Source organism: Pedobacter sp. 01N310 (assembly GCF_056399805.1).
In genome coordinates this window covers 479,804-491,686 of record NZ_JBFTSB010000001.1, presented here as the reverse complement: position 1 = coordinate 491,686, position 11,883 = coordinate 479,804, and the positions used below count along the sequence as shown (strand labels likewise).

Genomic DNA, 11,883 nt, shown 5'->3' with positions numbered 1-11,883 from the left:
CAAACCGTATCCATTTCTAAAAAGCTGAAAATTTTGCATCTATTGGTATAAAATACATAGTTTTGATTTTTGATCAACCTATACCTATGCTTTTAAAACGAAATACGCTAATTTTTATACTCATTTTACTGATTGCTGCATTTACTTGTTTAAGTTTTTTCATTGCGCAGCATCCCATACTTGATTTTGACATTAAAACTTCGTTGTTTATTCAGCAATATCATGCAGATTGGTTAGATAAATTGATGTTGGCCATCAGTTTTTTTGGAGAACTCCCCTATTCATTACTTTCGGTAGTAGTGGTAGCAATCATATTTTACCAGCAAAAGTATAAACGCGAAGGCCTATTCGTTTCAACGGTGCTCTTGTCTGGATTAATTATCCTGGGTATAAAAAATGTGATTAACCGCCCACGCCCTACCGCATTTTATGTACGACTGGTGGAAATAAACCGCTTTCAGAGCTACCCCAGTGGGCATGTACTTTCTTATACCCTCTTTTTTGGCTTCTTGATTATTTTGATGAATACTTTGAAAGACGTGCCGAAGTTAACTAGAAATATAGTGACTTATTTATCAGCATTTTTGATGATCACCATTGCCCCATCCAGAATTTATCTGGGTGCACATTGGTTTACCGATACAGTTGGTGGTTTTCTGCTAGGCTTAATCTGCCTTTTCCCGCTTTGCTATTTTTACTTCAAAAAGAAAGCAAATTAAGCCTTTTCTTCTGTCTTTTCTTTCTTTCTGATCCTGCTTAAAGTTTCGATTCGCATCCCCAGGTAGCTGGCCAAAAATTTTAAAGGAACCCTTGACTTTATAGTAGGATACCCGATTTTAAACTGTTTGTACCTTATTTCTGCTGAGGGGATTCGTGATAAAATAGATCGCTCTTGCGACATATGGTAATGTATAGCCAATAATTTTCTGGCCAAAATGTTGGTTTCAGGAAATTGCACATACAAGTCGTCAATAAAACGATATGGGAGTATAAGCAGTTCTGAATCTTCCAGCGCCTGATATTGTTCCTGATAAGTTGGGACAAGGCTGCCTGGATTTCGAATACTGCCAATCAGGTGATTTTCGTCAGTTAACCAGGCAGTAATATCTTTTCCTTCATCCAGTACAAAAGCCCGTACCAAGCCTTTAACAATAAAGAATAAACAATCGCCACTAATATTGCTAAGATCAGGCAAAATCTCATTCTTACGTACGGTGATTTTGAATGTTTCAGTTTTTGCCCGCTCAATTATTTCTTTTCTTAATGGCTGCAGCTCATTTAAATACTTGATAAGAGGATCACTTTCATGATGGGCAGCAGTCATAATATTATCCGGGGTTTTAAAACGATGCAAGCTATTGCTTGAATACCGGATTTCCAAATATGGAAACGAGTTCAACAGCCAAAAAATTACAGTTGTGGAAAATTTATTTTTCAGGCCATCCGTTTTCAACACCACTTTTAGGAATAAATTATTTGTTAAATTTTCGCTTTGATAACTATATTTTACTTAATCATAAAAAAATCTGATAATTTTGCCGCCATGACGAATAATAAACCAAAAGCTTTTCTTTTCGATCTTAATGGAACCATGATTAACGATATGGCTTTCCACAATCATGCCTGGCATAACATACTTACAAAAGATTTAGGAGCAAGTATTAGCTTCGATGCGGTTAAAAAACAGATGTACGGTAAAAACCAAGATCTGTTAGAACGTGTTTTTGGTATTGGTCATTTTTCTCAGGAACAGATTGATCAGATTTCAATCGAAAAAGAGCATAGATATCAAGCTGCTTATAAAAAACATTTAACGTTAATAGCAGGTTTAGGCGATTTTTTAGAAAAAGCAAAACAATCAGCCATTCAAATGGCGATTGGCTCTGCTGCTATTCCCTTCAATATTAATTTTGTACTCGATAATTTAAATATCCGTTCCTATTTCGAAGTCATAGTAAGTGCCGAAGATGTGGTAAATAGTAAACCTGATCCGGAAACTTTTACCAATGGAGCAGAAATTTTAGGCGTTGCAGCCAGCCAATGCATAGTTTTTGAAGATGCACCAAAAGGTGTTGAAGCAGCACAGAATGCCGGGATGAGATGTGTTGTACTTACAACCATGCATACTAAAGAAGAATTTGCAGCTTACAACAACATTATAGCTTTTATAGAAGATTATACAGATCCAGTTTTACAAGAACTTTTCTAAATTAAAACGACCTGCATTTCTACAGGCCGCTTTAATTTCATCATTGTTGGGAGATCACCAAAACAACTATTTGGTAAATTTATATACCGAGCTTGTTTTATACACCTGCCCAGGTTTTAAAACCGTTGACGGAAAAGCGGGTTGATTTGGTGAATCTGGAAAATGCTGTGTTTCTAATGCAATTGCTGTTCTAAAATCATCTTTAGCACCAGTTTTAAAAGTATTTTTACTTTGCATAAAGTTGCCACTATAAAATTGTAAGCCTGGCTCCTGCGTATAAATATCCATCACTATACCCGACTTATCTCCTTTAACCGTAGCCGCATGGAACATGCCCATAGCTTTGGTTTTATTTAGCACGTAGTTATGATCATAACCCTTCCCAAAGGTTAACTGTTCGTTTTTATCGTTTATACGCGCACCAATGGTAGTTGCTTTGGTAAAATCGAACGGTGTTCCCTTAACCTTTTCAATCTTTCCTGTCGGGATCAGGGTAGAATCAACAGGCGCGTACTCATCTGCATAAATCTGTACCTCGTGGTTCAAAATCTCACCACTTCCATCACCATTTAAATTAAAAAATGCGTGGTTTGTTAAATTTACAATTGTAGTTTTATCGGTTTTAGCCTCGTAGTCCATTTTCAGTTCATTATCATCCGTTAAGGTATAAGTTACTTTAACATCTAAATTGCCTGGAAAATTTTCATCGCCATCTTTTGATAAGTAATGAAGCACTAAGGTATTGGCATTTGGCTGAGAAGCATCCCAAACAACATATTGGTAGCCTTTTTTTCCCCCATGAAGGGTATTCTGTCCATTATTGGTAAACAGCGAATAGGTTTTACCTTCAAGCGTAAATTTACCCTTTGCTATGCGGTTGCCATATCGGCCAATAGTTGCACCAAAATAGGGCTCGGTTGATTTTTCGTAATCATTAATACTTTTAAAACCTACTACCACATCAACTAACTTACCATCTTTATTTGGCACCACTAAACTAACCAGACGGCCACCGTAATTGGTAAAAATAGCCTCCGCATTATTCTTATTCTTTAAGGTGTATAACGTTGTTTGTTTACCATCAATTTCCTTTTTAAAAGAATCGGCAACAAGTTTTACAACGGCTATTGAGTCGTTTTTTAAACTATCAGCTGATGAAGATTTTTTGGTTCCGGATTGACAAGATGCAAAGCCGATTACAGCTAGCATACCGAGGCTCGTTAATGATTGTAATTTCATAAAGTGGAATACTTGGTTTAGATTTTTAATTAAGTTTTTAAATATAAGTATATGACATAACTTTACAAAAAAAAACGATTTAGAATAATCAAAAATGCATATTATTAAAGAATAATTTAATTAAACATCAGCAATGATACGATTTGTAGAAATGGTGATAACAAACTGTTGAACGATTGAAAATCTTTGATTTATTTTTATCGTCTTCCTGATCCGATAACCATCAGATTTATTTCAGGGTCTTTTTTAAAGATGAGCTAAATACAATGTTGAATGAATTCAGCATGACGATTATTATACAGCTAAATTGAACTTTCAGCGTTTTTACTGATTTGAAGATAATATTAACCTAATATCAATTAAAATCCAGTAAAACTGATTATTATTGCGGCAATCAAATTCCAAATATGAATCAAATCATTTCAACAGACCGTTACGACAAAATGCTATATCGCCGTTGTGGAAACAGTGGCATAAAATTGCCTGCGATATCGTTGGGTTTATGGCATAATTTCGGGCATGTTAACGTTTTTGAAAATAGCAAAAACCTAATCTACACTGCTTTTAACAATGGAATTACCCATTTCGATTTAGCAAATAATTATGGTCCGCCTCCAGGCTCCGCTGAAGAAGTTTTTGGAAAAATCCTTCATGAGGATTTTAGGGGCTATCGTGATGAAATGATTATTTCAAGCAAAGCCGGATATACCATGTGGGATGGTCCTTATGGCGACTGGGGTTCGAAAAAATACCTGGTTTCTAGTTTAGACCAGAGCTTAAAACGCATGAAACTGGATTATGTTGATATTTTTTACCACCATCGTCCAGATCATGAAACTCCGCTTGAAGAAACCATGGGAGCCTTAAGTCTCTTGGTTCAACAGGGAAAAGCTTTGTATGTTGGTATTTCGAATTATAAGGCAGAAGAAGCCGCAAAAGCCATCAAAATTTTAAAAGATAACGGTACACCATGTTTAATCCACCAGCCTAAATATTCGATGTTCGAACGCTGGGTAGAAGATGGCTTACTCGATGTTTTGGAAAAAAATGGTGTGGGTTGTATTCCATTTTCGCCATTGGCACAAGGTCTACTTACCGATAAATATTTACACGGCATTCCTTCCGATTCAAGAGTAGCCACCAGTGGTATTTTCCTGAAAGAAAGCAATATTACGCCCGAGAAATTAGCCGTGATTGCCAAACTAAATGATGTTGCCAAATCGCGTGGGCAAAAATTAGCACATATGGCGTTATCGTGGATACTGAAGGACGAGAGAATTACCACAGTCTTAATAGGTGCCAGTAAGCCAGAGCAAATTACGGATTCAATTAAAGCTTTAGATAATATAAAATTTAGTGCTGCTGAAGTAAAACTGATTGATGAAATTTTAAGTTAAAAAAATCGATCGTCATTTCGGCAGCAGTGTTCCAAAGGAACTGCTTCGGAGAAGAAATCTTTGAACAATCCAATAAACATGGTTCAAAGATTTCTCTTTCGACTCAACATCCTACCGTGTGGACACATCTTTTGTTAATTCTATAGTTGTTTTTAACACACATTCCTAAAGCAATCGTCATGCTGAATTTATTTCAGCATCTTTCCAGATGCTAAAAGACATTTATTTTGAAAAAAAAATTAATTACACAAACATTGACTTTTCCGCTCTTTGCCGCGGGGGCATGGTACTTTGGAGCGCCAAAGTACCCAAAACGCTCTATCAATCCAGCAATGGGCCTTTTACACAATCCTACACACATCAAAAAAACAGCGGCACTTCGTTTTGTGTTCAATACATATTTAAAGCTTTAAATTAGCGTTTATGAACACAAAACCACTGCGTTTAGGTTTGGCAGTACTATTTGTTCTTTCCTGCAACTGTTTTTTTGATTTCTCCGGCCCTTGGGATTGACGGCGTTCTTCGGTTAAAACAATGTGTTTTCAGAGGAAGTTAGCAAAACGCCTAAAAAATCAACATCAAAAAAATGTGTCCACACAGTAGGATTTAACGCCGGGACTTTTCTCCAGTCGAAATGACGATTTATTTTAGCCTGTAATCCAGTCTTTTACTTTTCTTAACTAACCCGAAACTTTAACTGCGATTTAATCATGCAAGATCAGGGCTTTGATTTGAATTAGCGCTTTACGGGGAGCGAAAAGTGAAATGTAGAACCGGCCCCATAATTACTTTCTGCCCAAATTTTACCCTGGTGTAAGTTTATAATCTCTGCACTTAGGTATAAACCAATCCCAAAACCTGAAATGGTTTTAGTTTGCTGGTTTTCTACGCGATAAAACCGATCAAAAAGTTTCTCCAGATCATGAGCCTCGATACCAATGCCGTTATCTGTTACAGAAACATGTATTTCATTCCCCAAGGCTTCTGATTGAACATAAACAGTACTGCCCTGATCTGAATATTTTACAGCATTGCTAATCAAATTTGAAATTACAGAGCCAATTTTATCTTTGTCGGCGTATATTAATTTAGGCTCACCCTCTGCAAAATTAATCTGATTAGTAGGATGAATTAACCTTAGATCTTCTACAAGATCACAAATCAGTTTATCAAGATCAAAATGAGATAGGCTCAAGTGAATTTCTCCTGATTCTAAACGCGATACATTTAAAAAGGAAGTGATCATAGCACTCATTTTCCGGATCTGTTTTTGAACTTTATCTAAAGTATTTACGACAAAAAGATCTGTTAAACTCCGACTCTGCATCAATTGAACATAGGCACTAATAGAGGTTAAAGGCGTTTTTAGCTCATGGCTTACCATACTGATGAAATCATTCTTTTGCCGCTCTTCCTTTATACTGATTAGAATCTGTTCCTGATCTAGTGCTTCCCGTTGCAGTTCAGTCTCTTTAATGGCATTTTTCGCATTAACCATATCAGTCACATCGCTTGCGGTATGAAGAATACAATAAGGCATCCCAGCTTCATCCTTAATGGCGCGGTATTCGTAAGCATAATAAGCTGTTTGTAATCTCCCATCCCTTAGGGTTTCGGCCTGAATAGCATCTCCTTTATCTGTAATGCCCGTTAGCAATACATTTTTCAGCATATTGATAAAAGGCTGGCCCTTTAACTCTGGCACAGCATCTTCTAAAGGTTTACCGATAATAGAGCGGTCTTTTCCCCAAAAAGCAATCATGGCATCATTGGCCATTTCGATTACTATATGCTCGGATGTGTATATGGCTGTTGCATCTTTTGATAAGGAAAGAACCTCTAAAAGTTGATTATTATTTAAAACCCTTGAATAATTTTCCATTTATAATTAAAAGTTAAAACCCGACGATGCTGATATGTATGGTAAAATCAAATTATACTAAGTATCATACAAGTGGCCTTTACAAAAGTTTGGCTATTATTAACCTTTTATCATCTGGCATTTAATTTATCGCTTATTTTCTGTTTAAGTACTCCCGCGGCCTGAGTATATCCCCCATCTGCTCCATCAACAAAATGAATGTGATCATCTTCCAGGTCCCTAACATAACAAGACATGATCGATTCGCCGCTAACATAGAGGCCGTATAAAATTTCATTATTTTTTTCGAGCTGATTAAGCGCTTTCTGCAATATTAATCGCTGCTGTGCGGTTCCGGTAATTACCGTATTTATTCTACCATCTATCACCAGCGTATCCGACATTTCTACAAGCTGTTTCAGGTATTTTTTACCACGCTCCGTTCGGAAATAGATATAGCCATAAATATTGATGAGCCATGATTTGATCAGTTCAAAAAGTTTAATTTTTCCAATTCGGTGTTTCATTTCTTTCCCCAGACTATTGAAGCTTGTTTTGAAAATCAACTTAGAAACTGAAATCGGCTGACGCTTTTCGGGTGTTCCGTAAATTTGATCAAGATGATGGATCACTTTGCTGAATACGGCTGCCTGCTGCGTTATTTCTGGAGCTATAACGATTAATGTAACCACCTCATCACTATTTTCGGGTGGTTCTATCTTATCCCAGCGGCATTGCATACCACTTAAATCGATTTCATTACTTGCAGTATCATGGCCCGTTAACAGGTAATTCTCTCCCTTGATAATTTGTTCGGCATAAGCCAGGCCATCGCCCAAAACAATGGGGATAGAAAATGTTTCAGCACTACTAAATCTGCAAATATTAAGCGTATGGCTTTGTTTGTAAATTTCTTCAACAGGCATAATCCCAGTCCTTAAATCAAGGTTAAAATTCCGTAAGGTGTTATCTTTGTATTTCAACAGCGATTTCATCACATCATCTACAATACTAGGCGGAACAATAAAAGAAGCCCCATCGCCACCGAAGAAAAATGGAACCGAAATGTTTGCTTTAAATGCAATATTGAGTACGGCAACAATACTTCCGGTAGCAATAAGGTTAACATTTTCATGCAGGCCCGAATTTACAGCAGCGGTTGAACGCTTAATATCGGTGATGATTACACACCAGCTAGCAACCACTTTTTCAAATAATTGATTTTGAATCAACAACTGATATAATGGTATTTTATGAATGGGCAAATTGGAATAGAAATGGTCTTCGCTATTTTGCATAATTTGATTTAGTATATCCTAATATACGCATTCAAAAAAGCTATGTATTTCAAAAAAGCAAATCAAAAACTAATCTTATTTAGAACAAATAAAAATAATTTTGTAATTCCGATGCAAAAACGCTTCCTTTGCGCCAACTAAGAATTAATCTAAATAAAGATGAATAAAAAATTTACTTTTCTTTTAAATTTTATAGCTGTTTTTCTGTTTTTGGCAGGTAATACCATGGCGCAAAGCAAAAACGGATCTGTTTCGGGTTCGATTAAAACGAGCGATGGCAATCCTGCCAGTTATGTAAGTGTTGGTTTAAAAAATACTGGTAGAACTACACAAACTGATGAGAAAGGTAATTTCACGATTAAAAATATAACACCCGGCACCTATACGATCAAAACATCAGCTATTGGTGTTTCTGCTCAGGAAAAATCAATTACTGTAGCGGCTGGTCAGACCGTAAATGCTGATTTCACCATTGCAGAATCTTCATCTCAATTGGATGAAGTAGCCATTAACGGTTACAAAACGCCAAACAGAAAGCCAGCTAACTTAGGTAAAATTGCTATTGCCCCTATGGATCTTCCACAGGCCGTGCAGATTATTGGAAACCAAGTAATTGCCGACCAACAAGCAAACCGCTTAAGCGATGTGCTCAAAAATGTAAACGGTGTAGCTTATGGTGAAAATAGAGGTGGCGTAAGTGGTGAAACATTTTTTGCAAGAGGCTACAGTTTAGGAGCAAATAACATCTTCAAAAATGGATCACGTGCTTCCAGTGGTGGCATGCCAGAAGTGAGCACATTAGAATCGGTAGAAGTACTTAAAGGTAGTGCCGCATTGCTTTATGGTGGTGTAAGTGGTGGAGCTGTTGTAAACCTGATAACCAAAAAACCTAAATTCGAAAATGGTGGTGAAGTTTCTATGCGTGGCGGTAGTTATGATGTGTACAAACCATCAGGAGATATTTATGGTCCGATTACAAAAAATTTGGCTTTCCGTTTAATCGGCACTTATGAAGATGCTGCAAGCTTTAGGAATAGTGTTAAATCTAACCGAGTTTATGTTAACCCATCGTTACTTTATAAAATTAGCGAGAAAACCGATGTCCTACTACAGGGTGATTACTTAAAAAGCGACATGACACCAGATTTTGGCGTGGGGACGGTTGCCAATAAGATAGCAGATATTAGTAGAAATGCATTTGTTAATGCACCATGGGCATATAACAACACCAATACGGTTACTACTCAACTAAACATCAATCACAAATTTAATGAGAAGTGGAAACTAAATGTAATTGCTAATTTACAATCATATAACCGTGATTATTTTAGTGCAGAACGCCCATTCGCACTTTTAGCTGATGGCATTGCAAATCGTTTGGTTACTAGAGCAAAGACTAAAGAATTTACTTATAATGAGCAAATTAATTTAAATGGTGCGTTTAAAACAGGCAAATTTGAACATACATTACTGATTGGGGTAGATGCTGATCAATCAAGAATAACTTCTAATGGTTTTACTTTCAACAGCAATAATGCTGCTACATTTAATTATGGAAATGTAAATTTATTAGATCCATCTACTTATTTTGGAAGTGGTATAGAACCTACGGCGAACAATACCACAAGAACATTTGCCCCCGTATTTAGAATGGGTGGCTTTGTTCAGGATTTAATAGCAGTTACTAAACAATTTAAAGTTTTAGCGGGTGTAAGATGGACTTTCCAAAAAACACCTACAACATCGATCACAAACCTAATTAATGGAGTTGAAACTTCAGGAACAGCCATCGACAAAATTGACAAAGCATTCTCTCCTAAATTCGGATTGGTTTATCAGCCATTAAAAACAACATCAGTGTATGTTAGCTATGCAAACAACTTTACTTCAAATACAGGAATTGATATTGCTACTGACGCCCCAATGGCCCCATCAATAATAGATCAATATGAAGCTGGTGTTAAAAATGATTTTCTACAGGGTAAATTATCTGCGAATGTTACTGTGTACAGAATAAAAAACAGCAACCTGGCACAGGCCGCTTTGGCCGATGCGACCAAACGTGAATTTAGTGGTGCAACTGCCAGTGATGGTTTAGAGGTCGATTTAAGTGGAACTATTGTTAAAGGTTTAAATTTCCTTGCAGGTTATAGCTATAATTATTACCGCTATACTAAAACTCTCGACAAAACAGGTATAATTGAAGGTGAAAGAGTAGTTGGTAGTACTAAAAATACTGCCAATGGAACCTTGTTTTACACCTTCTATGAGGGAGGAATTAAAGGACTTAAACTTGGTGCAACGGCAGTCTACACAGGCGACCGTTTAGGCGGCAGAAATCAAACTAAATCTGGAACATCCACTGGCATTATTCCTTTGAGTGCCTTCACCACTCTTGATTTATCAGCAGGATACTCTTGGAGAAAAATATCATTATTGGCTAAGATTTCAAACATCACCAATGAGTTAAACTATTTCGTACATGAGAACTACAGTGTGAATCCAATTCCGCCACGCCAGTTTGTAACTACATTATCTTACAAATTCTAATAAAAGAATAGGTTAAATAAAAAGCTCCTGGTCTACCGACCTGGAGCTTTTTGGCTTATAAAGTCGGCGGTCCGTATATCACCAACGCCGGTGTCCGTCTTAATTGTCTTCCTGAAATTTATGACGAAGTATACGCTAAAACCGCTTAACCCAGAGCAAAATAAAGCCCGAGGTTTTAAGGCATCTCCTTACACCAATAATATTACCTACCGGTTTATTTAACCATGAAAGGAATTAAAGAATAATTAGGATGGTACCCGATTTAAATAATTTAAAGTAATAATGAAATTCACCATGGCGGTTTACTTTTTCGATTTCATACACTTTACCCGATTTACCATATTCATCAGATAATAAATCACCAATTTTAATGCTATCTAACTGATTTACGTTGAGGGATGCTCTTTTAATTAATGTAGCTGTTTTTTCCATAAGATTGCAGTTTGAAGTATTTACGTAATCAAAAAGGCTTTGGTTTTGTAGTATCGTAAATTACTTATAAATAAGAAACAAACATACAAAATTGTAGTGTTAATTAGTAATACACAATCTCATAAACCCGTTTCATGTACAACGCTTCGTCTATTTTAGTAAAAAATTCGTACCATTCTTCTCTTGTAAAAACTAAACTGATATCAGGAAATGGGGTTGATAAAATAACAACCTGCCTCCCATCGGGTCTATTCTCTAAATAATCGTCGAAATCTAGTTTTTTGGTAGCCGCATAAAAAGCATCAAACTGATCAAAAGAAAAGTTCATTAAAACCCCCGAGCGCCATATATTTAAAACTTTGCAATTATTGCATTGAGCAATGGTGATGTTTTCGTTTTGAGCAAGTACGATGGTTTTACACATGGCTTTAACAGTTCAAATTATCGATAGATTTAACAAATATCTTATTATTTAGAATAATTCCAAATAATAAATTCAATTTATTAAAAATAGCGACAAAAAAATACCTCCGATTTTTGTCGGAGGTATTTCTTTTATTCTGCGTCGTAAATTACAACCTTTTCGAAGTAAACCCTGAATTCATCCAGAAAAGCTTTATGTAATGGGTGAACCTGATAAACATCATGCGCAGCTAAATCTTCAAATAACAGCAGGAGGCTAAATGTATAAGTGGTATCTACCACAGCACGCTCAATTGGTGCTGGTAAACCAATGTGAAAAGTTTTAACAACTTCAATATTTTCTAATGTTTGTAAGCCATTGCGGAAAGCAACTTTCTGCTCATCGGTGGTATCGGCTTTTAGCCAGAATAAAACGTGGTGTGCGATCATTTTTTAATTTTTTCCAAATATAATGAAAGCAGGAAAAGATCGTGA

General features: G+C 36.3%; 12 protein-coding genes. 5 read left to right on the top strand and 7 right to left on the bottom strand.

Going from position 1 to position 11,883, the window contains the following annotated elements:
- Nucleotides 1-86 precede the first annotated feature (86 nt).
- The gene (locus tag AC1DNH_RS01695) at nucleotides 87-719 is read left to right on the top strand and encodes a phosphatase PAP2 family protein (RefSeq protein WP_029274642.1); all 633 of its coding nucleotides are present in this window, start codon (nucleotides 87-89) and stop codon (nucleotides 717-719) included.
- On the opposite strand, the gene AC1DNH_RS01690 is transcribed toward AC1DNH_RS01695, so the two are convergent.
- On the bottom strand, nucleotides 716-1,324 hold the full coding sequence (locus AC1DNH_RS01690; protein ID WP_477582799.1) for a Crp/Fnr family transcriptional regulator: 609 nt from the start codon (nucleotides 1,322-1,324) through the stop codon (nucleotides 716-718). The two genes, AC1DNH_RS01695 and AC1DNH_RS01690, sit on opposite strands and share 4 nt — an antisense overlap.
- A 219-nt stretch (nucleotides 1,325-1,543) precedes the next feature.
- Here AC1DNH_RS01690 and AC1DNH_RS01685 point away from each other — a divergent pair, with 219 nt between their 5' ends.
- Nucleotides 1,544-2,209 (top strand): HAD family hydrolase, encoded by a 666-nt coding sequence (locus AC1DNH_RS01685; protein ID WP_477625104.1) that lies wholly within the window; start codon nucleotides 1,544-1,546, stop codon nucleotides 2,207-2,209.
- A gap of 66 nt (nucleotides 2,210-2,275) precedes the next feature.
- On the opposite strand, the gene AC1DNH_RS01680 is transcribed toward AC1DNH_RS01685, so the two are convergent.
- Nucleotides 2,276-3,448 (bottom strand): aldose epimerase family protein, encoded by a 1,173-nt coding sequence (locus AC1DNH_RS01680; protein WP_477625103.1) that lies wholly within the window; start codon nucleotides 3,446-3,448, stop codon nucleotides 2,276-2,278.
- 407 nt (nucleotides 3,449-3,855) lie between these two features.
- Between AC1DNH_RS01680 and mgrA the strand changes: the two genes are divergently transcribed.
- Both mgrA and AC1DNH_RS01670 read left to right on the top strand, forming a co-directional pair.
- Entirely contained in the window at nucleotides 3,856-4,845 is a 990-nt protein-coding gene (gene mgrA / locus AC1DNH_RS01675) for an L-glyceraldehyde 3-phosphate reductase (protein WP_477582794.1), read from the top strand.
- 227 nt (nucleotides 4,846-5,072) lie between these two features.
- Nucleotides 5,073-5,258, top strand: coding sequence for a hypothetical protein (locus AC1DNH_RS01670; RefSeq protein ID WP_477610290.1), 186 nt, complete (start codon nucleotides 5,073-5,075; stop codon nucleotides 5,256-5,258).
- 323 nt (nucleotides 5,259-5,581) lie between these two features.
- On the opposite strand, the gene AC1DNH_RS01665 is transcribed toward AC1DNH_RS01670, so the two are convergent.
- Together AC1DNH_RS01665 and AC1DNH_RS01660 are read right to left on the bottom strand one after the other, a co-directional pair.
- Nucleotides 5,582-6,727, bottom strand: a complete 1,146-nt coding sequence (locus AC1DNH_RS01665; RefSeq protein WP_477610291.1) for a PAS domain-containing sensor histidine kinase — start codon at nucleotides 6,725-6,727, stop codon at nucleotides 5,582-5,584.
- 110 nt (nucleotides 6,728-6,837) lie between these two features.
- Nucleotides 6,838-8,004: a DUF3095 family protein gene (locus tag AC1DNH_RS01660; protein ID WP_477582790.1), complete on the bottom strand. Its 1,167-nt coding sequence runs from the start codon at nucleotides 8,002-8,004 to the stop codon at nucleotides 6,838-6,840.
- 159 nt (nucleotides 8,005-8,163) lie between these two features.
- On the opposite strand from AC1DNH_RS01660, the gene AC1DNH_RS01655 reads away from it, so the two are divergent.
- On the top strand, nucleotides 8,164-10,554 hold the full coding sequence (locus tag AC1DNH_RS01655) for a TonB-dependent siderophore receptor (protein WP_477625102.1): 2,391 nt from the start codon (nucleotides 8,164-8,166) through the stop codon (nucleotides 10,552-10,554).
- A 234-nt stretch (nucleotides 10,555-10,788) separates the two neighbouring features.
- On the opposite strand, the gene AC1DNH_RS01650 is transcribed toward AC1DNH_RS01655, so the two are convergent.
- The 3 genes from AC1DNH_RS01650 to AC1DNH_RS01640 form a co-directional block, all read right to left on the bottom strand.
- Entirely contained in the window at nucleotides 10,789-10,986 is a 198-nt protein-coding gene (locus AC1DNH_RS01650) for a hypothetical protein (RefSeq protein WP_215127748.1), read from the bottom strand.
- 103 nt (nucleotides 10,987-11,089) lie between these two features.
- Nucleotides 11,090-11,410, bottom strand: coding sequence for a hypothetical protein (locus AC1DNH_RS01645; protein ID WP_477611265.1), 321 nt, complete (start codon nucleotides 11,408-11,410; stop codon nucleotides 11,090-11,092).
- Between the two features lie 131 nt (nucleotides 11,411-11,541).
- The gene (locus AC1DNH_RS01640) at nucleotides 11,542-11,838 is read right to left on the bottom strand and encodes a Dabb family protein (RefSeq protein ID WP_477585237.1); all 297 of its coding nucleotides are present in this window, start codon (nucleotides 11,836-11,838) and stop codon (nucleotides 11,542-11,544) included.
- Between the last annotated feature and the right edge of the window lie 45 nt (nucleotides 11,839-11,883).

Coding starts and splice junctions, on each gene's coding strand:
- mgrA (WP_477582794.1), top strand. CDS start 3,856: ATGAATCAAATCATTTCAACAGACCGTTACGACAAAATGCTATATCGC.
- AC1DNH_RS01650 (WP_215127748.1), bottom strand. CDS start 10,986: ATGGAAAAAACAGCTACATTAATTAAAAGAGCATCCCTCAACGTAAAT.
- AC1DNH_RS01640 (WP_477585237.1), bottom strand. CDS start 11,838: ATGATCGCACACCACGTTTTATTCTGGCTAAAAGCCGATACCACCGAT.
- AC1DNH_RS01645 (WP_477611265.1), bottom strand. CDS start 11,410: ATGTGTAAAACCATCGTACTTGCTCAAAACGAAAACATCACCATTGCT.
- AC1DNH_RS01665 (WP_477610291.1), bottom strand. CDS start 6,727: ATGGAAAATTATTCAAGGGTTTTAAATAATAATCAACTTTTAGAGGTT.
- AC1DNH_RS01695 (WP_029274642.1), top strand. CDS start 87: ATGCTTTTAAAACGAAATACGCTAATTTTTATACTCATTTTACTGATT.
- AC1DNH_RS01690 (WP_477582799.1), bottom strand. CDS start 1,324: ATGACTGCTGCCCATCATGAAAGTGATCCTCTTATCAAGTATTTAAAT.
- AC1DNH_RS01685 (WP_477625104.1), top strand. CDS start 1,544: ATGACGAATAATAAACCAAAAGCTTTTCTTTTCGATCTTAATGGAACC.
- AC1DNH_RS01655 (WP_477625102.1), top strand. CDS start 8,164: ATGAATAAAAAATTTACTTTTCTTTTAAATTTTATAGCTGTTTTTCTG.
- AC1DNH_RS01660 (WP_477582790.1), bottom strand. CDS start 8,004: ATGCAAAATAGCGAAGACCATTTCTATTCCAATTTGCCCATTCATAAA.
- AC1DNH_RS01680 (WP_477625103.1), bottom strand. CDS start 3,448: ATGAAATTACAATCATTAACGAGCCTCGGTATGCTAGCTGTAATCGGC.